At 36.1% G+C, this 24,949-nt stretch carries 19 protein-coding genes; 14 read left to right on the top strand and 5 right to left on the bottom strand.

The features are described 5' to 3' along the window. Positions 1–67: 67 nt before the first annotated feature. Entirely contained in the window at positions 68–3,187 is a 3,120-nt protein-coding gene (lacZ, locus tag DFR57_RS06390; protein WP_114352308.1) for a beta-galactosidase, LacZ type, read from the top strand. A gap of 145 nt (positions 3,188–3,332) precedes the next feature. Here lacZ and DFR57_RS06385 read toward each other — a convergent pair whose 3' ends face one another. Together DFR57_RS06385 and DFR57_RS06380 are read right to left on the bottom strand one after the other, a co-directional pair. After that, positions 3,333–3,587, bottom strand: coding sequence for a hypothetical protein (locus DFR57_RS06385; RefSeq protein ID WP_114352307.1), 255 nt, complete (start codon positions 3,585–3,587; stop codon positions 3,333–3,335). 138 nt (positions 3,588–3,725) lie between these two features. Continuing rightward, entirely contained in the window at positions 3,726–4,220 is a 495-nt protein-coding gene (locus DFR57_RS06380) for a GNAT family N-acetyltransferase (RefSeq protein ID WP_245937407.1), read from the bottom strand. A 198-nt stretch (positions 4,221–4,418) separates the two neighbouring features. Here DFR57_RS06380 and DFR57_RS18610 point away from each other — a divergent pair, with 198 nt between their 5' ends. The 7 genes from DFR57_RS18610 to DFR57_RS06340 all read left to right on the top strand — a co-directional run bounded on the left by DFR57_RS18610 (position 4,419) and on the right by DFR57_RS06340 (position 13,054). Next, positions 4,419–6,485, top strand: coding sequence for an Ig domain protein group 2 domain protein (locus DFR57_RS18610; RefSeq protein WP_342768830.1), 2,067 nt, complete (start codon positions 4,419–4,421; stop codon positions 6,483–6,485). Positions 6,486–6,694: 209 nt separating this feature from the next. Then, the gene (locus DFR57_RS06370) at positions 6,695–7,540 is read left to right on the top strand and encodes a DUF1206 domain-containing protein (protein WP_114352305.1); all 846 of its coding nucleotides are present in this window, start codon (positions 6,695–6,697) and stop codon (positions 7,538–7,540) included. 949 nt (positions 7,541–8,489) lie between these two features. Next, on the top strand, positions 8,490–9,608 hold the full coding sequence (locus tag DFR57_RS06360) for a phosphate/phosphite/phosphonate ABC transporter substrate-binding protein (protein WP_211315348.1): 1,119 nt from the start codon (positions 8,490–8,492) through the stop codon (positions 9,606–9,608). A gap of 112 nt (positions 9,609–9,720) precedes the next feature. Then, a complete protein-coding gene (phnC, locus tag DFR57_RS06355) occupies positions 9,721–10,509 on the top strand; it encodes a phosphonate ABC transporter ATP-binding protein (protein ID WP_114352303.1) in 789 nt (262 codons plus the stop codon). After that, positions 10,502–11,317, top strand: coding sequence for a phosphonate ABC transporter, permease protein PhnE (gene phnE / locus DFR57_RS06350; protein ID WP_114352302.1), 816 nt, complete (start codon positions 10,502–10,504; stop codon positions 11,315–11,317). Before phnC ends, phnE (DFR57_RS06350) begins: the two co-directional genes overlap by 8 nt. 14 nt (positions 11,318–11,331) lie before the next feature. Continuing rightward, the gene (gene phnE, locus DFR57_RS06345; protein WP_114352301.1) at positions 11,332–12,138 is read left to right on the top strand and encodes a phosphonate ABC transporter, permease protein PhnE; all 807 of its coding nucleotides are present in this window, start codon (positions 11,332–11,334) and stop codon (positions 12,136–12,138) included. A gap of 61 nt (positions 12,139–12,199) precedes the next feature. Further along, entirely contained in the window at positions 12,200–13,054 is an 855-nt protein-coding gene (locus DFR57_RS06340; protein WP_114352300.1) for a putative RNA methyltransferase, read from the top strand. A gap of 18 nt (positions 13,055–13,072) precedes the next feature. Here DFR57_RS06340 and DFR57_RS06335 read toward each other — a convergent pair whose 3' ends face one another. Together DFR57_RS06335 and DFR57_RS06330 are read right to left on the bottom strand one after the other, a co-directional pair. After that, positions 13,073–13,303 (bottom strand): hypothetical protein, encoded by a 231-nt coding sequence (locus DFR57_RS06335; RefSeq protein ID WP_114352299.1) that lies wholly within the window; start codon positions 13,301–13,303, stop codon positions 13,073–13,075. A 354-nt stretch (positions 13,304–13,657) separates the two neighbouring features. Next, positions 13,658–14,107 carry a DUF2188 domain-containing protein gene (locus DFR57_RS06330; protein ID WP_114352298.1) on the bottom strand — a complete coding sequence of 150 codons (450 nt, stop codon included), beginning with the start codon at positions 14,105–14,107 and terminating at the stop codon, positions 13,658–13,660. 389 nt (positions 14,108–14,496) lie between these two features. On the opposite strand from DFR57_RS06330, the gene DFR57_RS06325 reads away from it, so the two are divergent. From DFR57_RS06325 to mmsB, 6 genes are all read left to right on the top strand, one after another. Then, the gene (locus DFR57_RS06325; RefSeq protein ID WP_211315347.1) at positions 14,497–15,492 is read left to right on the top strand and encodes a substrate-binding domain-containing protein; all 996 of its coding nucleotides are present in this window, start codon (positions 14,497–14,499) and stop codon (positions 15,490–15,492) included. Between the two features lie 24 nt (positions 15,493–15,516). Continuing rightward, the gene (locus DFR57_RS06320) at positions 15,517–17,334 is read left to right on the top strand and encodes a cache domain-containing sensor histidine kinase (RefSeq protein ID WP_114352296.1); all 1,818 of its coding nucleotides are present in this window, start codon (positions 15,517–15,519) and stop codon (positions 17,332–17,334) included. Next, positions 17,334–18,530 carry a response regulator gene (locus DFR57_RS06315; RefSeq protein WP_114352295.1) on the top strand — a complete coding sequence of 399 codons (1,197 nt, stop codon included), beginning with the start codon at positions 17,334–17,336 and terminating at the stop codon, positions 18,528–18,530. Before DFR57_RS06320 ends, DFR57_RS06315 begins: the two co-directional genes overlap by 1 nt. Before the next feature lie 330 nt (positions 18,531–18,860). Next, positions 18,861–19,970, top strand: coding sequence for a multiple monosaccharide ABC transporter substrate-binding protein (gene chvE / locus DFR57_RS06310; protein WP_114352294.1), 1,110 nt, complete (start codon positions 18,861–18,863; stop codon positions 19,968–19,970). Between the two features lie 201 nt (positions 19,971–20,171). Continuing rightward, a complete protein-coding gene (gene mmsA / locus DFR57_RS06305) occupies positions 20,172–21,719 on the top strand; it encodes a multiple monosaccharide ABC transporter ATP-binding protein (RefSeq protein WP_114352293.1) in 1,548 nt (515 codons plus the stop codon). After that, on the top strand, positions 21,703–22,869 hold the full coding sequence (gene mmsB / locus DFR57_RS06300; protein WP_114352292.1) for a multiple monosaccharide ABC transporter permease: 1,167 nt from the start codon (positions 21,703–21,705) through the stop codon (positions 22,867–22,869). The genes mmsA and mmsB overlap by 17 nt, the downstream gene beginning before the upstream one ends. A gap of 43 nt (positions 22,870–22,912) precedes the next feature. Here the strand turns inward: mmsB and abc-f are convergent, their stop codons facing one another. Further along, on the bottom strand, positions 22,913–24,469 hold the full coding sequence (abc-f, locus tag DFR57_RS06295; RefSeq protein WP_114352291.1) for a ribosomal protection-like ABC-F family protein: 1,557 nt from the start codon (positions 24,467–24,469) through the stop codon (positions 22,913–22,915). Positions 24,470–24,949: the final 480 nt, after the last annotated feature.

Below are 24,949 nucleotides of genomic sequence, written 5' to 3'. Positions count from 1 at the left end.
AGCAGACGTTGACTTTTGGAGTCTCACAGAGAAATAACGCGGTGATAAAGAGAAGGGAAGTGACTAAATGACAAATGATTTTGAAACGTTGTCTGTATTACATCGAAATCGCGAAAAAGCTAGATCTTATTATATTCCATTTTCCAATCAGGAAGCAGCAAAAACTATGGAAAGAGAAAATTCGGATCAATTTCAATTATTAAATGGATCATGGAAATTTGCTTATTTTAGTTCACCGCAAGAAGTTCCGAATAGGGTGCATCAAAATGACTATGATACGGATGATTGGGAAGCATTATTTGTACCTTCTAATTGGCAAATGCATGGTTATGGCATACCGCATTATACCAATAAACAATATCCTTTTCCCATTGATCCACCCAGGGTTCCAACAGAAAATCCGACAGCAGTCTATAAAAGAGTATTCCATATTCAGTCATCATGGGAAGATAAACAAATTTTTCTAAAGTTTGAAGGGGTGGATAGTGCCTTTCACCTTTGGATCAACGGACAAGTTGTAGGATATAGTCAAGGGAGTCGCATACCAGCTGAATTTGATATTTCAAAGTTCCTCACACTGGGAGAAAATAGCGTTACGGTAAAAGTGTATCAATGGTCAGATGCTAGCTATATTGAAGACCAAGATATGTGGTGGCTCAGCGGAATTTTTAGAGATGTCTATTTATTAGCAAGACCGAAATATCATTTGCGTGACTTTTTTGTTCAAACGGAATTAGATAATAATTATCAGCATGGCAAACTGAAAATAGAGACAGAGATGAACGGGAATACTTCTGAAGACTACAAGCTACAGTATCAGTTATATGCTAAAAATGGAAGGCTTATAAAAGATGAAGCAGTAGCCTTGAATGCTCAAAATCAATCGCAAGAGTTCGAGGTCACAGATCCAAGATTATGGAGTGCTGAAGATCCATATTTATACCAGTTATTTATTACACTTTTAAAAAATGGTGAACCTGTGGAGGTTATCCCTGTAAATATTGGCTTTCGTAAGCTTGAATTAAAGAATGGCCTATTTTTAGTCAATGGAAAAGCGATAAAATTAAAAGGTGTCAATCGGCATGATCATCATCCAGATCTAGGGAAAGCAGTTCCTTATGAATGGATGGTAGAAGATGTTGTGATGATGAAGCGACATAATATAAATGCAGTACGAACGGCACATTATCCGAATGATCCGAGGTTTTATGAGCTATGTAACGAGTACGGGCTCTATGTGATTGATGAAGCGGATTTAGAATGTCATGGCTTTGAATATATTGGACAGCCCCACTTGATTAGTGATGATAAAGAATGGCAGGATGCTTATCTTGATCGGATGATTCGAATGGTAGAACGAGATAAAAATCATCCTTCAATTATTATGTGGTCTTTAGGGAATGAATCTGGTTATGGTCAAAATCATGATGCAATGTATCAATGGGCAAAGAAAAGAGATCCACAACGTTTGGTGCATTACGAAGGCGAATGCCGAAAGATTATGAATGCAAGTGATAAGGACCCTTCAACTGACCCGGTATCTTCTGATGTATTTACAACCATGTACACAGACATCGATATCCTGGAGCGATTAGGCAAAAAGGACTTCTTAAAGACACCTCATATTGTTTGTGAATATGCACATGCGATGGGTAACAGTCCAGGGGCATTAAAGGAATATTGGGAAACCTTCTATCGTTATCCAAGGCTGCAAGGCGGTTTTGTTTGGGAATGGATGGATCATGGAATTAGAAAGACCACAGAGAGTGGCGAATCCTATTTTGCCTATGGTGGAGATTTTGGAGATCAGCCAAATGACTCGAATTTTGTCATGGATGGCTTAGTAATGTCAGACCATACTCCTTCACCTGCCTTAGCAGAATACAAAAAGGTGCTAGAGCCTGTGAAAATTGAGAATATCGATTGGAACAAGCAAACAGTTAGGGTGACTAATCGCTATGATTTTATCACATTAGATCATCTTCAATTGGTGTGGTCGATAGAAGCTGACGGTAAAATAGTGGAAAATGGGACAACTTCTCTTGGCGGGATAAAACCTGGGGAGACGAGGGAATTGACTGTGAACTTTACTTTACCTGAATCGATCATAGCTAATACGTATTATTATTTGAATACAAAAGTATTGTTAGCCTCAGATACGGACTGGGCTAGTGCTGGTTATGAGGTCGCATGGTCTCAATTTGAAGTGTTAGTAGAAGCAACTACCACACCAATCCCGCGGATCGAGCAAGCTCCGATCACAATAGATGATCAACAAACGGCTTTGCATCTAAGAGGGAGTCATTTTGAAGCTGTCTTCAGTAAAATTAGTGGCTTACTTGAAGCATGGCGTTTCCAAGGTAAGGAAGTACTCAAACAGGCTCCACAATTAAATTTTTGGAGAGCATTAATTGATAATGATATATATGAAACAAATCAATGGAAGCCAGTCAGTAATAAACAATACTGGCGTCAATATGGTTTACACTGGTTACAGCATCGGTTAGATAGTATCAAGTACGATCTTTCTTCTGACGGAAAAAAAGTACAGATTAAAACGCAAGTACGAATCGCCCCACCTAAATTAGCATGGTCGATAACAGCTACTTATACGTATGATGTTTTCTCAAGTGGTGATATTGTACTTTCAGTGGATGGAAAATTAGCTGGTGACACACCAGAAACCTTTCCGAAAATCGGTTTGCAAATGCAGGTACCAGATGCATTTAGCGACGTAACTTATCATGGAAATGGTCCTGGAGAAGCATATGTCGATAGCAAGGAAGCGAATCGTAAAGGGATTTGGTCGAATACCGTTGATGGGCTTTTTACCAATTATGCTGTACCACAAGAAAATGGTAATAGACATCACGTAAACTGGATGGCTATCTATGGAAAGACAATAGGTCTTCTTGCTGTGGGAGAGCCAGCATTTGATTTTAGTGCCCACCGATATTTAATGGAGAATATCGACCAAGCTAAACACACCTATGAATTAAGGGAAGAAGACACCGTAACTGTTAATTTAGATTATCGACAGCATGGTCTGGGGTCAGCAAGCTGTGGTCCGGATGTATTAGATAAATATAAATTAAGTGCTGAGGATTTTCAGTTTGCGGTTCGCTTAGTACCCTATGTCAGTAATGTAAATCCATTATCTATAGCCAAAACAGAGCTTAACAAGTAGTGGTTTTAATTATCTTTAGATAACACAAAGATAAAGAACTTTAATGAGTGCTCTAAAGAGACTGGGACAAAACTCAGTATAAAAAACGAAAAATCGCACCACTCCAAATAATGGGAGGGTGCGATTTTTTATTGGTTTATCTATTTTAAACAAGGAAAATGGATACCTTTTTAAAATGCTGTGTTTCTGAATTTTTATTATGGTTGTTATCTTTTCTAACCAACACTATTAAAACAACCAAATGACCTATTATAAGCAATAATAGAATTACCATATCTATATTGTAAATTGAAAATAGTTTATCCCCTGCGAAATATATACTACATAACCTTACAATTAATAAAAGAGAAATACTAATTATAGCTGTAATAGCACTTTTTTTAGACATTAATTTTTCCATACACTAGTAACCTCCTATTAGATATGACAACATAAAAATTAAAAATATATTTCCGGAAAAATAGAGGAAACAAATAATGAAAAACATTCACCTAAAAAGGTTCTGATTATCAAATGACATAACCAAAACCTTTTTTTATTATTTTTGGCTAGATATCTTTCCAGTCTCTTTAATTGTCTTTTCCATCATAATCATATCAAGTGCTCTGATTCCATTCTCGATGATAGGATGTTCGTATTGCAAGAAAAAATCTTTGCGAATTTCTGTGATTCGAAAATCTATCTTTTGATAGAATGCTAGATTGCCAATACTTGAGTTGGCTGTTCCTACTCGAATCGTTTTGAAGTTTCTTAAATAAAATTGATCACAGACTAATTGAATAGCTTTCTTCCCATATCCAAGTCCTCTCTCTTGAGGCTCTAGGGCAATATTTTTAATTTCTATGGTTGAATTAGATGGAAAAGTAACAAGAATCACGCCTATTACATCGTTCTGTTTGCGAATAGCAAATAACTCCCCAGTATATAGATAACGATCAACCATAGCCGGATCTTCGTCTGCTAACAACAAATAGCGTTTATAGTTATCTCTATCTTTTAGCTCTACTTTTTTTAAAGACAATAATGCTTCCATCATCCTTGACTCCTTTTTCCTTTACAAACCTTCCATTTCAGTAAAAGTTGATAGACAATACTCACGTTTATTCTATCAGCCGCTTAAAATTTACGCGAATTTAATATCCACTCCATACTACCTCTATATCCATTTGCTAGATTGTAAGTGTTCGAAGGATTTTTTAATATAGAGGAGGAATGTTCGTTGTTTAAGAAGATGTTAATCAGTTTAGTGTTGGTAGCAAGTCTATTTGGGTTTGTGGTGCCGAATGCATTAGCAGAGGGTCCAACAGATCCAGCGCCAGAGATTAATCCGTCTGGAAATGCGAACGGAATGTCTGTGTTATTTGATAACGTACACGGCCAAACGGCTGGAGCAGCTGACTGGGTAATTGATGGTGCATTTTCTGATTTTGCCGACGCAATAGCAGATGAAGGCTACTATGTAAAAGAGTTAAGAAAAGAAGGAAGAATTACCTTAAGTGATTTGAGTAATTATGAGGTATTTGTTATTCCTGAAGCTAATATTCCTTTTTCTACCCAAGAACAACAAGCATTAGTAGATTATGTGGATCAAGGCGGTAGTATTTTTTTCATCGCAGATCATTATAATGCAGATAGAAACAAAAACAGATGGGACTCTTCAGAGGTTTTTAATGGATATCGCAGAGGAGCATGGAATGATCCAACGCTTGGCATGAGCCAAGAAGAAGCTAATTCCTTTTATATGACGAATGTGAATAGCTCAGACTGGCTGTCTGATAACTTTGGGATCCGTATTCGTTACAATTCACTTGGAAATGTTGCTGGTGATATTATCGTTTCCCCGCAGCAAAGTTTTGATATCACCGAAAATGTTACTGAAATGACAATGCACGCAGGTTCTACACTTGCGATAACCGATCCAGATAAAGCAAAGGGTATCGTATATGTTGAAGAAACGACGCAAGCATGGGCTCATGCAGTAGATCAAGGCGTATATAATGGCGGTGGTGAAGACGAAGGTCCGTATGTAGCAATTTCAAAGCCAAGCTTAGGAAAAGTAGCAGTGATTGGTGATTCTTCACCTGTTGAGGATATTACACCAAAATATAAAAGAGAAGAAAATGGTCAAACCAAAACAACCTATGATGGATTCTATGATCAGGATAATCATCTACTATTAACGAATTTGATTAACTGGTTAGCAGAACAAGAGAGCTATACTTCACTTGATCAGGTTTCTGGTCTGCAACTTGATCAGCCAACTAGTTTATTAGCAATGGAAGATCCTGAGACATCTACAGAGCCGGAACAAGAGCCATGGGCAACCCCAGCTCCAGGATATGATTGGTGGGATAGTTCCACTTTTAGTGCTGGCTCCTATGGATATGAAGATGAAGATGGAGGTAGTGAAGAGCCTCCAACTGAAACAGACGGTACAGAGAATTTCGAAAGTGGTAGTAAAGGAGCATATGCTGCAGGAAATGTTTCTTTAGATTCAGGAGAGTGGCATTTTGATAATGCACTCCTTGGTTCACTTGCTTCTGATAAAAGGATCGACACACAATCTGCACGTATTCGATCGAATGGAAGTATTCGCATGAATTTCGATGTGGAAAGTGCTGAATCAGTTACTGTATCACATGCTAATTTTGGAAGTGATGCTGGTGCTACGTGGTCACTACAGAAATCGACGGATAGTGGCAGTAGCTGGACAAATGTTGCCGGTCCTTTTACAAGTAGTAGTTCCCTTGAAGAAAAAACTATTTCTGTGGGCGAAGCGGGATCTGTTCGCTTTCAAATTGTTGTCAGTGGAACTTCAGGTAAACGAATCAATATCGATAATTTTACGATTGAACAAGCTACAGGTGAACCGTTAGAAGAATTTGATACAGGATCAAAGGGGGCATATGCGGCTGCCGATGTAAATCTCGCATCGGGAAGCTGGTATTTTGATAATGCGCTTCTTGGCAATCTCTCCTCTGATAAAAAAGATGGATCCCAAGCAGCTCGAATTCGTTCTAATGGAGCAATTGAAATGAACTTTGATGTGAACAGCTCAAGCTCTGTTACGTTATCCCATGCAAATTTTGGAGGCGACTCTGGTGCTACGTGGTCACTTCAAAAATCAACAGACGGGGGTAATAATTGGTCGAATGTAGCGGGGCCCTTTACAAGTAATAGTAGCTTAGAGGAGAAAACAATAACCGTTAATGAAACAAACCCTGTTCGGTTTAAAATAGTAGTCAATGGAACCTCTGGGAAAAGGATCAATATCGATAACTTTATTGTAAATCCATAAAAATGTATTAAAGTAAGCATAAATGATCAATGGTTGGTAGTTCGAATTCCTACTAATCATTGATCATTTTTTGTATTTAGAAAGTGTGAAATTCTAAAAGGAAAAAAAGATAACTCCCAACTGTTCCTCACTGCTTTCTGGTTTCTTTTTTTCTCGAGAGGGAATATTACGGTGAAAAGAAATATTAATAATTAGAAGGAAGGATACTTATGGAGATAGCAAATACAACTAATACATCTACCGAAGAAGCTAAAGAAGAATTAAAACCTTGGATTAGGCGCCTAGCAAGAATCGGATATATGGCAAAAGGTATGGTGTTTGTCATGGTTGGTATATTAACCTTTATGGCGGCGATCGGCGTTGGTGGGAATACGTCAGGCACACAAGGGATGTTCAGATCTTTAGCGGGGATGCCATTTGGCGAAATATTAATTTGGCTAATTGCTATTGGACTATTATTATATGAAATGTGGCTTTTAATTAAAGTTATCAAAGACCCTCAGAATAAAGGAAAGGGATTGAAAGGACTTTTTTCAAGAGGAGCTAGCTTAGTCATAGCAATTATTTATGGTGGTTTAATTTATAGTGCATTTAAAATTGCCTTAAACGCAGGTAGTAGTGGTGGGAATACTGAAAAAACAATGACTGCTAAATTATTATCTCAACCTTTTGGGCAATGGCTTATAGCTGCAGTTGGTGTGATAATTATTGTTTATGGAATATTAGAGCTTTACAAAGGAATTACTACAAAGTTCATGAAGAGATTTCATACACAAGATATGAATTCACATGAATATAGAATTGCTAAAAACGCTGGAAGATTAGGACTAGCTTCAAGAGGAGCTGTTTTTGGTATGGTTGGTTTTTTCTTCATTCAAACCGCCTGGACCTCTGATTCTGATCAAGCAAAAGGACTAGATGGTGTTTTATCCGAATTGTCCCAGGAGCCTTATGGTCAAGTATTGCTGGGAATAGCCGCAATAGGTCTATTTTTATATGGAGTTTACCAAATTGCAAGAGGAAGATATCAGCATATGGGATTAGGAAAATACTAATTCTAGTTTTCATGAATCATTTATTACTGAATTGAAAAATATCTGTGAGAATCATAAAAGTTGCAAGGAAATCACGAAAGTTGCAAGCAAATCACGAAAGTTGCAAGGAAATCGCAGAAGTTGCAAGGAAATCGCGGAAGTTGCAAGGAAATCGCGGAAGTTGCAAGGAAATCGCGGAAGTTGCAAGGAAATCGCAGAAGTTGCAAGCAAATCGCGGAAGTTGCAAGGAAATCGCGGAAGTTGCAAGGAAATCGCGGAAGTTGCAAGGAAATCGCGGAAGTTGCAAGGAAATCACGAAAGTTGCAAGGAAATCGCAGAAGTTGCAAGCAAATCACAAAAGTAGAGAACAAATCGCAAAAGTCGAGAGCAAATCACGAAAGTCGAGAATAAATCGCAGAAGTCGAGAATAAATCGCAGAAGTCGAGAATAAATCGCAAAAGTCGAGAGCAAATCGCGAAAGTCGAGAACAAATCGCGAAAGTCGAGAACAAATCGCGAAAGTCGAGAACAAATCGTAAAAGTCGAGAGCAAATCGCGAAAATCGAAAACAAAGCGCAAAACCCAAGACAAATCCAAAAATTCAGCAACACGTCGTGACTTCTTAGCTTAGCTATTAATCTTGATTCAAGTGAAGATACACATTTTAAAATAGTACGAGAATACTAAAATAAAAAGGAATACAAATATAATTTAATTTATAGCTCTCATTAATAAAAAGTAGAAAAGCATGTTAAATCCCTATCTAAATATGGATTTACATGCTTTTTTTATATTAGTTGCTAGACATGCACTACTAAAGTTAGACCAATAATAATTAAAAAACTTAAAACAGCAAGTAAAGCCAAATTTACAACTTATTAACAATCTTTTACATTTTATCCATATCTGCTTAATAATCATTCGTTAGTATAGTAGATAGTTTCAATTGAATACGAAAGAGGGGATCAAGAATGTTAAAGAAATTTATGGTTGGATTAGGTATTTTATTTCTCGTTTTATTCCTAGCTGCTTGTGGCAATTCCGAAGAGGGAGAAGCGGAAGAAACAACAGGTAATGAAGCAGAAGCAACAGAAACAGAAACAGAAGAAACAGAAGAAGCTTCAGAGGAAGAAGAGGAAGCACAAGAAAATAAATCCTTAGACACGCTTTCTATTGGATTTGTTCCTTCAAGAGATCCGGAAGAAATTATTACGGCGACAGAGCCGCTTAAAAATTTACTAACAGAAGAAATGTCTTCGCTTGGTTATGATATCGGAGAAGTAGATATTACGGTTGGAACAAATTATGAAGCAGTAGGTGAAGCTCTATCTGCTGGAACTACAGATGTTGGTCTAATACCAGGTGGAACTTATGTTTTATATGATGATGGAGCAGAAGTGATTTTAACTGCTACTCGTGCTGGTTTGAATAATGATTCTGATGAAGCAAAGGATTGGAATGATAATAAACCAACAGATGCGTCTGATGAACAAGTTACTTACTACCGGGCTTTAATGATTGCAGGGCCTTCTGAAAAAGGACAAGCATTAGCGGAAAAAGTAAATAATGGAGAAGAATTAAGTTTTGAAGATGTAAATAGCGCATCATGGGCAGTGATGTCATCTTCCTCACCAGCAGGTTATATTTATCCAGCACTTTGGTTAGATGATAAGTTTGGTAAAACAATTTCGGATTTAGAAAATGTTGTGCAAGCAGATTCTTATGGTAGTGCCTTTGCACGTCTTGCAGCAGAGCAAGTCGATGTCATGGTTACCTATGCAGATGCTCGCCGTGATAACGCGGAATCTTGGGAAGGTGATTTCGAGCGTGAAGCACCAATCTGGGACGAGACAAATGTTATTGGAGTAACATCAGGAATTTATAATGACACTGTTAGTGTGAGTAAGAATTCTGAAAACATGGATGATGACTTAAAAGCAGCACTTCAACAGGCGTTTATGAATATTGCTGAAACAGAAGAAGGAAAAGAAGTTATCTCGATTTATAACCATGAAGGGTACCAAGAGGCTACTTCTGAGGATTATGACGCAGAACGTGAAGCTCAGGAATTGGTCCAGTCATTAAATTAATATGTAATAAATAGTGAAATAGGTAGGTAAAAGTAGAAAATGAGAACATCATCTATGGTGTTCTCTTTTTGCCTAAACTTAAAAGTTTGTAATGAAGAATGGAGATTTTGACATGATAGAATTTATAAATGTTGAAAAAAGATATGGAAAAGATGTATTGGCATTACAAGATATAAATTTATCTATTGAACAGGGTGAATTCGTTGCCATAATTGGTTTATCTGGTGCAGGCAAATCAACCCTGTTACGATGCATTAATCGGATGCATGACATCACAGGGGGAACCCTGTTGGTGGATAATATCGAAGTAGCACAATTAAAAGGAAAAGGTGTTCGTAAGCTAAGAAGAAGAATTGGCATGATCTTTCAATCTTTTAATCTCGTTACTCGCACGACAGTATTAAAAAATGTCCTCGTTTCCTTTATACCAGACTTACCAGCTTGGCGAAAAATAACAGGGATATTTTCAAAAGAGCATAAGATAAGGGCGCTTACTGCATTAGATCAGGTCGGAATTTTGGACAAGGCTTATGTACGGGTAGATCAATTATCTGGTGGTCAGCAACAGCGAGTGGCTTTAGCAAGAACAATAGCTCAAAATCCAGCTATTATCTTAGCTGATGAGCCAATTGCTTCTCTAGATCCTGTTACGTCAAAGCAAGTAATGGACGATTTTAAAAAAATCAATAAGGATATGCAAATATCCGTAATTATGAATATTCACCATGTTGAGGTGGCTTTGGAATATGCGGATCGAATCATTGGTATTCGCACCGGTGAAATCGTCTATGACGGTCATGCAAGTGAAGTTACTCCAGAAATTCTTGACTACATATACAACGGAAAGTTAGATGAAATTCAGGATGAATTTGAGGAAAAGGAGAAAGAAGCGTATGTATGATAAAATCTTTCCTCCTAAAAAACTAGCCTTAGCAAATGGAAAGTCGATTCTTGAGAAGCGTTCAAGAACGCCTATTATTTTAATAGTTGTCTTCATTGCGACGTGGCTTTCGGTCCATTTCACAAATTTCGAATTGGATATATTAATTCGAAGATGGACAGAATTTTTTGTAATTATTGGAGAGATGATCCCTCCTAAATGGGAGTATCTACCTTATATATGGCGGCCATTGATGGACACGATAAAAATGTCTCTATTAGGATCTATTTTTGGTGCATTCGCAGCGATTCCGTTGGCCTTTTTAGCCGCTTCTAATATGGTGAAAAATAGAGTGATTGTCATACTTTCTAAAGTATTTTTGAGTATTCTAAGAACCTTGCCTACATTAGTTTCAGCCCTTATTGCCACGTTTATCTTTGGGCTTGGCACACTTGCTGGAACCGTGGCAATTTTCCTATTTACACTTGCGTATGTTGGAAAACTTCTCTATGAACAAATAGAGAATGTTGATATGGGAGCTTTTGAAGCAATGGAATCAATTGGTATGACGCGGATTCATGCTTTTCGCCATGCAGTTTTCCCTCAAGTTTTGCCTAATTTTTTATCGACTTCTTTATTTTGTTTTGAAGGAAATGTTCGTTATGCAGCGATTTTAGGCTATGTTGGTGCAGGTGGTATAGGACTTTTACTTAACGAAGGCCTCGGTTGGCGAGATTATGCGAGTGTTGGAATGGTATTATTTATGCTTGCCATTACTGTATTTTTAATAGAGAACGTGAGTGAACATTTCAGAAAAAAGCTAATGTAAAAGGAGAAAAATAAATGGAAATGATTGAAAAGCAGTTAGTGAGTGCACCTCGTAATAATCGCTATATTTTAATCGTGACAGCACTTGTCGCTTTCTTATTTATTTGGTCATTTTCAGCGGTAAATATTGAAAATGTTGAAGAAAGTGGCTGGATAATTGCGACAAATATTCTACAAGGAATTGTCAGTCCAGATTTAGATCTATTATTAAATATCACATCGCAAGGGGTTTTATATTTACTGGTTGAAACGATAGCGATCGCATTTTTAGGCACAATTATTGGAGCGTTATTAGCTATTCCGTTAGCCTTTTTTTCAGCGTCAAATGTTGTACCAAAGCCGGTGGCATTTATTACGCGATTGTTATTAATTTTTATCAGAACCGTTCCTGCTCTTGTGTATGGGCTGATGTTTATTCGAGTAACGGGGCCAGGCCCGTTTGCGGGTGTTTTGACTATCGCTCTTATCTCGATTGGAATGTTAGCAAAGCTTTATGTCGATGCTATAGAAGATTTAGACACGAGCATTCTGGAGTCGATGACATCCATTGGTTGTAACACTTTTGAAAAAATACGCTATGGTATTGTGCCGCAATTATTTGCGATTTTTCTATCGATTATGATTTATCGTTTTGATATGAATTTAAGAGAAGCTTCTATATTAGGCTTGGTAGGAGCAGGTGGGATTGGTGCCCCTCTAATTTTTGCCATGAATGCTTACAGGTGGACAGAGGTTGGTTCAATTTTAATTGGGTTAATGGTGCTGATTTTACTCGTAGAATTATTCTCTAACCATATGCGTACAAAATTAGTGAAAGGCTAAGACTTCTGGGGCTTTTTTATGGTAGTATGGTTAAACAAACTATACACGCGGAGCGATTACTATGAAAAAACGAGATCAGACAGTCTTATTATTAGAAAAATACATTCATCTTTTTCGATGTCCTATTTGTAAGGGTGAGATGGATATAAGAGAAAAATCCATGCTATGCGTGAATCAGCATACCTTTGATGTAGCTAAAAAAGGATACATCAACCTTTATATGCAATCATCTCCTGAGCAATATGACAAAGAATTATTTGAAGCAAGGCATAGGGTTATTGCAGGAGGGCTATATCAGCCACTGCATGAAAAAATTACAACAGTAATCAAATCTCATTCTCAAAATAAACTGCATATTTTAGATGTTGGTTCTGGGGAAGGCTCCCATTTGCATGAAATTTTGAAACGTATCGACCACATAAATCCTCAAGGCTTTGGCATTGATATTTCTAAGGATGGAATCATGACAGCAGCTAAATACTATCCAGAAGCGATATGGAGTGTAGGGGATCTAGCAAAGAATCCTTTTCAGAAAAGCTCCTTTCATGTTTTGTTAAATATACTGTCTCCAGCAAATTATGAGGAATTTGATCGAATTTCTACAAAAGACGCTGTCGTAATTAAAGTCGTTCCACAGCAGAATTATCTAAAAGAAATTCGTGAGATTATTTCTTCAGAGCCTTCCAATTATTCGAATGATGAGACAGTGAATAAGTTTCATGAGCATTATAGTAAGACAGAAATTCATCGTCTTACTTATAAGCAGGAAATTGACAATGATTTGCGGGTACAACTTTGGAGAATGACGCCATTAACGTGGAATACAGATTATGATGAGATAAAGGATAAAATCGATAAATTAATGGAAGTGACAATAGATCTGGATATTCTAATAGGAAGACATGCGGAAGATTAATGATAAGTGGGTGTGCGTCTAATTTGGCGTTCGTCCTTTTCTTTTTCTGAAAAAGCGTGCGACAATTTCACTTAGAAAAAAGACAGCTAAGCCGCTTAATAATAAGGTTAAGGAATCGATTGGTATGCTTTTATTAAATGGATCGAGTATGCTGTTGAGAAGTAAAAATCCTGACCAAAAGATAAATGTACTATAAAAAGCTATATTCACACTAGTTTTATCTGCCTTTGGATTTGCTTTAAAAAACAAACTATACACCTCTTCTTGGGTTTTTTGTAAGATTAATACTATCATTTTTATTTTAAATGGGAGAAGTGTAAAGGTAAAGGGTTAGCTATGTATAAACAATAAAAAAGCAAGCTGATCATAAGGTCGTCATTCTTTTGATCAGCTTGCTTGATATAAGTAAGTTTATTTATCATTGTCACTGTTCTTTTGATTCCCTTTAGCATATTTTCCTTGGCGGCCGTATTCTTTGTTAGTATCGTGCTTACGCTCTTCGCCGCTTTTTCCTTGATTGTTAGCCATGTTGATCCTCCTTTCCTTGTTGTAGTAGAGGTTTACCCGCTTTGCAATCTAATAAACCAATATTTTGAAAAAATGTTAATAATTTATTTTATCCTGTATTGAACCATCTTTTTTATGAATAATGACACTGGTCTGTTTATTTTCAGCGATTTTTCTTGCTCGTTTAATAGCATCTTCCTTTTTGTCAAATACATGAGAAGAACGTCTAGCATCCTGTGTTTTTACGGCCCAACCATCCTCATGAGAAATAACATGCTCTCCTTTTTCAAGCAATTCAGGTCTGCTGTCTTGTGGATTGTCATCACGTGCTTTAAGATCCTCATCACCCATTTGTTTTACTTCATTTTTTTCATTATCGGAGGCATTTTTATACCATTCTTTTGCTTGTTCCGTGGCGATAGGGATAGCTTGTCCTTCTTTGTACCCTTCATCAATCATGGCATTTGCAATATCAATCGCTTTTTTGCGAACGACCGTGTCTAAATTTTTCAAAGAACTTGGGTAATCAGTTGTATCCCAAGGCATTTCTATCACGCTCCTTTGTTTTACACTTTTTCCCGAAAAACGAAATCATAAACAAGGAAAATGTAAAGTTATTACCAATTCAAGCAATTCTAAAAATAATTTTCGTGTGTTTGAGAGAATGTTTATTAATGAAAGAGGTGCTTCATTCGATAATTCACGGTCAATTTCCCTGAGTTGATGAGCAAGATTTGTAGAGATTCATGACCAAATCATATTTCCACTTAAGTATTCAGTGAAACCCCTCTCCATTTAGCTACAATATAAGGTTGCCGAAACAAAGCTTTTCCGTTACAATTTTGTTACAATCAAGCAATCTATTTATCTCACATTCGTCTATAGGATGAATGTTATTATATTTTGCTAAGTTAATATTGAAAGGGGTTTCACTATTGCGAAAACTGCTTTTCATTTATTTAATTCTAATTGGACTTTTTGTTATATATGTTTATAATTATCAGACTGAGTCTGAAACTACTCGGGAATGGTCAGAAAATGAATTAAGAGGTAGCATGGATGAAACCTACGTTATGGTAACTTTTCAAGTAGGTATTGATTATTGGAAGCGAGCTGTTAAAGGGTTTGAAGACGCAGCGGAAGCTTTAAATGTGTCTGTGGAATACCGTGGCGCTACGCAGTATGATGTAGAAGAAGAAATTACAGTCTTAGAACAAGTAATTGCGAAAAACCCAGCTGGGATTGCTGTATCTACCATGGATCCCACAGCATTAAACGATGTCATCGATAAGGCTGTGGAGGCTGGTATTCCTGTTGTTATGTTTGATGCAGATGCACCAGAGAGTAAAGCTTATTCTTTCCTTGGCACAGATAACTACTATGCAGGTGTGCAAGCCGCTCATAAAATGGCAGATTTTTTAAATGAAACAGGTGAAGTAGGTGTGATCACTCAACCACGGCAGCTCAACCACCAAGAAAGAACACAAGGGTTTCAGGATACCATTTTTATGGAGTATCCTGACATGAAGGTTGTTGCAATAAAAGATGGTAGAGGCGATCAGTTATTATCGCGTCAAGCTGCTGACGAAATTATGAGAGAGTATCCAGATATTGCTGGAATTTTTGCAACAGAAGCTAATGGTGGAGTAGGTGTAGGACAAGCTACTATTAACAAAAATCTTGAAGATGAAATTAAAATAATTAGTTTTGACACGGATAAAGGAACATTAGACATGATAGAAAGAGGAGTCATCTCTGCAACACTTGCTCAAGGAACTTGGGAGATGGGATATTGGTCATTGCAACATTTATTTCACTTAAATCATGATATTGTCGAACAAGAGGATGGAAGTAATCCACTTCCTCGTTATGTAGACACAGGTATTTCGATCGTAACCGAAGATAATGTGGAATCTTACTATCCAAAATAAACCGCCTAGAATGGATTGATTATATTGAAGCGTTGGATACAAATTAATAACTTACCAATTCGATATAAGCTGATTTCACATTTTTTAATTATTAGTATCATACCGATTATTGCATTAGGTATCCTTATAAATTGGACTGTTGAAAGAGTATTAGAAGAGCAAGTGAACGATAATACGCTTCAATTAATCAGTAAAGTGAATGAAACGTTTGAATTTTATATTAATAACATGCAAAGTATTACCTATTTAATTGCATTCAATGAAGATGTGCAAAATTTTTTTCAAATTGATCAAGCAGAAGAGACAATGACGCGAAATGACTATGATATTCAACAATTCTTAAGAAACTTTACCACCCTGTCACCAGAAGTAGCGGGCATTCTAGTTGTTAACAACGAAGGAGATTACATAAGTAATGAATTTTACGCTCCTGCCTCTAGAGACTTGACGAGTGAACCTTGGTATCAGGAAGCTATTGAAAACAAAGGGATATTTAAAATTATTGGTCAGCCATCCGATCGAAAGATTTCATCATTGGTTAACTATAAGAATGATGAAGTAGTATCGGTTGTTCGGGCAGTGACAGATCCATATACGCAAGAAGTTAAAGGTGTAATCTTGATTGATTTAAAATTAAGAGTTATTGCAGAAACATTAGTGGATGTTAGACTAGGTAAGTCTGGATATTTGATGGTAGTAGATGATCAGGGAGAGAATATCTATCGACCTGATGATCCACTAGTTGAATCCATTCCGCGTGAGTGGCTTGAAGGTCAAAAGTCTGGAACCTTTTCAAAGGACATTAATGAGGAAAAACTGCAATTTATCTTTCAGGAGTCTCCTTTTTCTAATTGGACAACCATTGGTGTTTTTCCTACTGAGGAAACAGTGTTTGAAATGCGGGAGATTCGATTTTATATCGTGACATTTGTATTCTTCCTAATGTTATTTGGGATCCCTGTTTCTTACTATTTATCCTATTCGTTATCAAAACCAATTACGCAGCTAATGGCCTTTATGAGAAAAGCAGAAAGTGGACAGTTTCATGTCAGATATAAAGAAAAAAGAGATGATGAAATTGGATTGCTTGGTAGAAGCTTTAATAAAATGTTAAGTCAGATCAATGATTTGCTAAGATTAACAGAGCGCCATGAGAGGCAGAAACGAGAAGCGGAATTCAGAAGTCTTCAAGCTAACATTAATCCGCATTTTTTATATAACACTTTAGATACCATTCAATGGATGGCTAGAAAACAAAAAGCAAATGATGTCGCAGAGGTTGTTGAATCATTAGCTAAGTTATTTAGGATCGGTCTCAGTAAAGGCCGAGATCGAATTACGCTAGAGGAAGAATTCGATCATATTGAAAGTTATTTACTTATTCAAAAAACAAGATATAGAGAAAAGTTAGTTTACCATTTAGAAATCGAAGAAAGTTTGAAAAAAAATTACGTTCTAAAATTTATTCTTCAGCCACTTGTGGAAAATGCTATTTACCATGGTATTAAAGAAAGAAGAGGAATCGGTCACATAGATGTTACAGCAACCAAGAAGGAAGATCATTTAATAATAGAAGTGAAAGATGATGGCAAGGGCATGGATCCAAAGCAGTTAGCACATATGCAATTAGCCTTAAACGAAGCTATAGAAAGAACAGAAAATCAAAAAGAAGATGATGATAAAAAAGGGTATGGCATGTTAAATGTTCAAGCAAGAATCATCCTTGCCTTCGGTTCTTCTTATGGTCTCACGTTAGAAAGTAAAGAAGGAGAAGGAACAACGATTCAAATTAAATTACCACTTCTAAAAAATGAAGCGATTGAGGATGGTGAAAAACGTTAATGAGTAAATGGAAAGTACTTATTGCAGATGATGAATTTATTATTCGAGACGGCATTCGTTCCTCAGTTAATTGGGAAAGCTTGAATATGGAGGTTGTTGGAGAAGCAGAAGATGGTGAAGAAGCAGTAGAAATGGCAATAGCACATAACATTGATATTCTTCTGATCGATTTGAATATGCCCATTATGAACGGGATAGCAGCTATGAAGCGTTTAAAAGAAGAGCTACCGTCGTGTAAAATGGTAGTTATCTCAGGTTATGATGAATTCCGATATGCACAAGAAGCAATCAGGCTACAGGTCGAAGATTATATTTTGAAGCCAGTTAATCCTGAAAAGCTTCATCAACTGCTACTGGAGGTTCATGAATCTCTAGAAAAGGAAATAACACAACAAACTTATTTGCGACAAGCAAAATCACAGCTTAAAAAGAACTATAATCAGCTGATGATTCGTTTTTTTATAGACTGGATAGAAGAGCAGCTTGTGCAAGATGAAATTACTGAGCAACTTGCTTTTCTAGATCTTCCTGTTGAAAAACCAGCTCAATATATGATTATTAAATGGCCAGAATATCATCAAAATCAAACATATATGCAGGAAAACGATCGTCAGGTTTATTTATTTGCGATTGAAAATATTGTAAAAGAATTGTTAGAGGGCAAACAAGCTGTTGTCTTTAGAGATCGTATCCATCTATTGAATGTCTGTTTATGGGATACAATACCACAGGAGCTAATTAAAAAAATTGAAGCTTCTATTAAAGAATATTTAGATATCACTGTTTTACAGCACGTAGTTCAAGTGGAAGGTGAAATTACAGACTTACATATAGCTTATGAGAATTGTAAAGAAGAAGTTGATAGTAAGCTCAGAATTTCTCCCATTGTAAAAGAAGCACAAGCGTATGTGCATGAGCACTATCTTGATCCGTCGATAACTCTGGAAAAAGTGGCGGCTGCCCTACATATCTCGACGGTTTATCTTAGCAGAATGATGAAGCAGGAGCTTGGTATTTCTTATGTTGGTTTGTTGACACAAATGCGTATTAATAAAGCGGCAGATTTATTAAAAACCACAGATATGACCATTCGTGATATTTCAGAATTTGTCGGCTACGATTCGCAGCATTATTTTAGTACTACCTTTAAAAAGATAACAGGAGTATCACCAAAGCAATTCAAACATGCAGAATGAACGAAAAGTCATGCGCGTTACGGGTATTTGTCATTATTTTTAGGCAAATGCAGTCCCGATAACGTGTATTTTTTTGTCTAAAAAATTATTCGGATATTTTTGTCATCTCTTTGTAATAATTAATGCATAAACGTTTAACTTGTGAAATATGTTGGTATAACAGGGTTTTAGGTTAGTTTCAGAATTGAAAAAAGACTTTTAACAAGCAGCTTTATTACAGGATTGTTAAAAAAACATAAAAACAGTTTAAATTTATGTAAAGCCTTACATGAATAATGGTGCTAAAGTATGTATTAGAAAGCGATTTCAAAAAAAGAGAGGGGTTACAAAATGAAAAAGTTAGGATTATTAGCACTGTTTTTTAGTCTTATGTTACTATTAGCTGCTTGTGGTGGCGATGAAGAAGCTTCCGGAGGATCAGAAGAAGGTGGAGAAGAGGCAACAGAAAATGATGCTTCTATCGGTATCGCGATGCCGACAAAATCTTCTCAACGTTGGGTAGATGATGGTAATAACATGGTAGATCAATTAGAGGAATTAGGTTATGATACGGACCTTCAATACGCGGAGGACGATGTAGATAAGCAAATCGAACAAATTGAAAATATGATTGTAAAGCAACCAGATGTTTTAGTAGTAGCATCTATTGATGGTACAGCTCTTTCAAATGTACTTCAAAAAGCAGCAGACGCTGATATTGAAGTTATCGCATATGACCGTTTGATTATGGAAACTGAAAATGTAAGTTACTATGCTACATTTGATAACTTCCAGGTTGGTGTATTACAAGCGTCTTATCTTGAAGAAGCATTAAATTTATCTGAAGAAGAAGGACCGTTTAACATTGAATTATTCGGTGGTTCACCAGATGATAATAACGCATATTTCTTCTGGGATGGTGCGATGTCAGTATTACAACCATACATTGATAGTGGAAAATTAGTAGTTCAAAGTGAGCAAACTGAATTCGAACAAGCTGCTACAATGCGTTGGGATGGAAATAATGCAAAATCACGTATGGAAAACATTTTAAGTAAGGCATATTCTGATGGAGAAACAGTAGATGCTGTTCTTTCCCCATATGATGGAATTAGCCGTGGTATTATCCAAGCACTTAAAGGTGTAGGTTATGGTTCTGGAGATCTTGAAATTCCAGTTATGAGTGGTCAAGATGCTGAGCTTGCTTCAATAAAGTCAATTATTGCTGGAGAGCAATCACAAACAGTATTTAAAGATACACGTGATCTAGCTGCAGTAGTAGTAGATATGATCGATGCAATTTTAGCTGGCGAAGAAGCAGAAGTAAATGATACTGAAACGTATGATAATGGTGTGAAAGTTGTTCCTTCTTATCTAGTGGAACCAGTATCAGTTGATATTGACAACTACCAAGAGGTTGTTATCGACAGTGGTTATTACTCAGAAGAAGAATTAGAATAGGTTGAAAAATTTAGTGGTGATTTCGATCACCACTAAATCATTTCTCACATTATAGAAAAGTATATATTTTAACGGATTATAGTATAAGTAAAACTAAGGCTTTCGCCATAAAAACTTGGCGATAAACCTAGTTTTTCTGTATTTATTCTTCTAATTTTTAAAAGAACGATGGAAACTATCAATGATTAAGGTGGTGAGATGATGGCGGATTATATTTTAGAAATGCGTAATATAACCAAAACATTTCCTGGTGTAAAAGCGTTAGATAATGTAAACCTTAAAGTGGAAAAAGGTGAGATCCATTCCCTTGTAGGAGAAAATGGTGCAGGAAAATCAACGTTGATGAAAGTGCTTAGTGGTGTTTACCCGCATGGTTCTTATGATGGAGCAATTTACTTTGATGGAAATGAATGCCATTTTAAAGACATCAAACAAAGTGAGGAGTTAGGCATCGTAATTATTCACCAGGAATTAGCACTAAGTCCTTTCTTATCTATAGCAGAGAATATCTTTTTGGGAAATGAACGAAAGAAATATAATATCATGAAATGGCAGGATACTTTTTCAGAGGCTAAAAAGCTGCTAGAACGAGTTGGTTTAAAAGACTCACCGGAAACACCTGTTATGAATATAGGGGTAGGTAAACAACAGTTAGTTGAGATTGCAAAAGCTCTATCCAAAAATGTAAAACTTTTAATTTTAGATGAACCTACAGCAGCATTAAACGAAACGGATAGTGCTAATCTACTAAAGTTATTAGGTGAATTAAAAAATGAAGGAATTACTTCTATTTTAATTTCTCATAAATTAAACGAAGTATCTAGTATATCCGACTCTATTACGATTCTTAGAGATGGTCAAACGATCGAAACAATTGATACAAAAGAAGAAAAGGCTTCAGAAGATCGGATCATTAAAGGGATGGTTGGTCGAGAATTAAAAAGTCGTTTCCCAGATAGGAACGCAAAAATTGGTGATGTTGTTTTTGAAGTGAAAAACTGGAATGTATATCATCCTCAACAAGATCGTAAAGTAATTGATAATGCGAACTTCAATATTAAGAGTGGAGAAATTGTTGGTATCGCTGGATTAATGGGTGCGGGGCGCACGGAACTTGCGATGAGTATTTTTGGTAAAACCTATGGCAAGAAGATTACCGGTGAATTATACAAAAATGGCAAAAAGATAAAAGCAGATACGGTAAGTGAAGCCATTAAACAAGGGATCGCTTATGTATCAGAAGATAGAAAAACATATGGATTAAATTTAATTGATGATATTAAACGTAATATTACTTTATCTAATTTAAATCGGATTTCCAAAAATTCTATAATCGATGAGAGAAAAGAAGTAAAAGAAGCTCAGTTTCTACGAGAAAAGCTGAATATTAAAACACCATCATTACAGCAATTAGCAGGAAATCTTAGTGGTGGAAATCAACAAAAGATTGTTCTTAGTAAGTGGATTTTCACTGAACCAGATATCTTAATTCTTGACGAACCTACACGAGGAATTGATGTGGGTGCAAAATATGAAATTTACACACAAATAAATGAATTAGCAGCTGAAGGATTGGCTGTCCTAGTTATTTCTTCAGAGTTACCAGAGGTACTAGGTTTAGCTGATCGAATTTATGTAATGAATGAAGGTAAAATAACTGGTGAACTTGAAGGCGAAGATGCTGATCAGGAACATGTAATGCGTTATATGACCGGAACTGGAGGTGCTAAACGTGCAAACGTTAATTAGCTTATTTAAAAATAATATAAGAGAATACGGAATGATTATTGCGTTAGTATTCATTGCAAGCTTATTTTGGGTATTAACGGACGGTATATCTTTGAATTCTCTTAATCTAACAAACTTAATTCTTCAAAATGGTTTTATTTTAGTTTTAGCAGTAGGTATGGTATTAGTTATTATAACGGGTAATATTGATTTATCTGTTGGTTCTGTCGTTGCTTTTGTTGGAGCAATAGCAGGGGTATTAATGATTAACAACAATGTTCCAGTTTGGATAGCTGTTATTTTATCCTTATTTGTAGGGGCGCTAATTGGTGTATGGCAGGGCTTCTGGATTGCATATATTGGTATACCTTCATTTATCGTAACATTGGCAGGGATGTTAATATTCAGAGGTTTAACGTTATATCTACTAGACGGACAGTCTCTTGCTCCATTCCCGGATGCATTCGGAACATTTAGTGGGGCCTTCTTGCCAGATATATTTGGTGGAGAGGGAATTCATATTTTCTCTCTGGTACTTTCGGGAATAATGTCATTAGTACTTGTTTATTTGGAATTTAGTAAAAGAAAAACACAAGTCCAATATAACTTAGAAATACTACCACTTTGGTTGATCGTTGCAAAATTAGCAATTCTATTGTTTGCTATTAACTGGTTTGTATATCAACTAGCGACGAACAAAGGTATTCCAATGGTATTATTGATCGTAATTGGATTAATTATCATTTATACATTTGTAATGAACAATACGGTAATGGGTCGTTATATTTATGCAACAGGTGGTAATAAAAAAGCGGCAGATTTATCAGGTATTAAAACAAAACGAGTAGTGTTTTGGGTATTTGTAAATAATGGTGTTTTAGCTGCACTAGCTGGTTTAATCTTTGCATCTCGATTAAATTCTGCTACACCTGCAGCAGGTAACATGCTTGAACTTGATGCAATCGCTGCGGTATTTATCGGTGGTGCTTCAATGGCTGGTGGTGTTGGTACAGTTATTGGTGCGATTGTCGGGGGTCTTGTTATGGGTGTAATGAATAACGGGATGTCTCTTATCAGTATCGGTATTGACTGGCAGCAATTTATCAAAGGTATGGTTCTATTATTTGCTGTTGGATTTGACGTATTTAATAAAAATAGAGCAGGTAAATAAGACACAAAACATCACAGGAGATTTTCCTGTGATGTTTTTCTTACTACTCTAATTTTTTCTTTTCTATTAATAGTTGTTGAAATTCTTTTTCAAGTTCTGAGGTTGGTTCTAAGCTCATTCTTCCAAGACACTCTGTAATCTTTGTTTCTAGTATTAACTTTTGTTCTTCTGTAGCGCTTGGGAGAGTCTCTTTTACGTCATCCTCCCCGTTATTAACAATTGACAAGGTCTTATTCTCGATTGAAAAAATCCTAGTGGCAATATTTTTAACAAATTGTCTGTCATGCGAGACAAATATAATCGTTCCTTCATATCCCTTCAACAAATCCTCCAAAGCTTCGACCGCTTCTGTGTCCAAAAAGTTTGTCGGTTCATCAAGAATAAGCACATTGCAATCACTTAAGAATATTTTAGCTAAGAGAACTTTAACACGTTCGCCACCACTTAACACCTGAACTTCTTTGTGAACATCTTCGTTGAAAAAATGAAGCCTAGCAAGTACAGTTCTAATTAAACTTTCTTCTTGGTTGGAAGAATCCTTCATATTTTGCAGAATCGTTTTCTCTAGTTTGAGAATGGAAAGGTCTTGGCTAAAGTAACCAAATTTCACCATAGGAGATAGCTTGAATCTTGAATTATCTCGGATCATTTCTTTTAAAAGTGTGGTTTTTCCACATCCGTTTGGTCCAACGATTGCTATCTTTTCTCCACCTTTAATTAAAAAATTAGTTTTATGAAGTAATTTAATACTTCCTATCCATATTTCCTGATCCTCCGCACGAATAATCGGTTTATTCACTTGTTTTTTAATATCAGGTAAATCCATTTTAATTGGAGCGTGTTCAAAAGGCTTTTCAACCTTATCTAATTGTTCAAGTCTAGTTTCAATCGACCTGGCTGTTTGTTGAAGCTTTTTTTGCTTTTTGGCAAAATAAGGTTTAGCGCCTGTAATACTAGCCTCTGATTGACTTACTCCTTTTGGTTTTTTTGTTGCTCTTTCTGCTTTTTCACTTTTCTTTACAATTGCGTCTTCTAGCTGCTGTTTTTTCTTTTGGTATTTTTCATACTCCATCACATGATGCTGGTGTTCGAGATTCTTTTGATATCTATACTGCTGATAATTTCCTTTGTATTCTTTAATGGTTTCATTATCGATTTCCCAAATCTTTGTACAAAGATGATTTAAGATCGTTCGGTCGTGAGAAACAAGGACAAAGGAATTCTCCCAGTGCTTTAATGTTTTTTCCACCCATTCAATGTGTTTGGTGTCTAAATTAGTTGTTGGTTCATCAACGAAAAGGATAGAGCTTTTCTCAGCGAAGGCTTCCTGAATGTACCGTTGTGTTAGTTCGCCACCACTTTTCGTTTTATCTATTTCTTTTAGTTGCGGCAACAGGTGCGTGGTCGTGAATCTTGTAATTTCTCCAGTTTCAGCCTTTATCTTCCCAGCTAGCGTGTGTAATAACGTAGTTTTTCCGGTTCCATTCTTTCCAACCAGTCCAATTCGATCATTATTATCTATTTGTAGATGATCAATTTTTAACAGTAATCGTGCTTCTACATATATTTCAAGTTTATTTGCTTGTAATAGCAATTTTATCCCTCAAATCCTGGAGACGAAAAAAGCCTCCTTATTCTAGACAGAATAGGAGGCAAACGAAATAAACGTGAATGCAGAAAAATAGATAGGTATCCTCTTTTTTTCTTAACATTTTCGATTTAAAGTTCCCAATCCTATTCTGTGAATTCGATAAAAGAACAGACTTATCCCCTTGCAATAAGTGATAATGTTCTGTTTTAATTCGAATACGTCAAAAAATAGGATTAGTACTTCATCGGCTCACATTCACCCTTTCCTTTATAATAACCAAAGCATAATGAAATAAGCGAGAAGAGTCAAGTCTTTTATTGGCCAAATAAAAGCTTATATATATACAGAAGGAAAAAACATTAATAATTTACTAAAAAACCTAAAAAAACCACCATAAAAAAATCACGAAATAGGTGATGATAAAGATAGATTGAATTTTAAATGGATAATACATCCATTGTAACTCGTATGAAAAATACATATAATGAT

The sequence above is a fragment of the Saliterribacillus persicus genome (assembly GCF_003337485.1).
GTDB lineage: Bacteria > Bacillota > Bacilli > Bacillales > Amphibacillaceae > Saliterribacillus > Saliterribacillus persicus.
The sequence above is the reverse complement of the archived record's forward strand: the minus strand, read 5'-3'. Positions and strand labels throughout refer to the sequence as shown.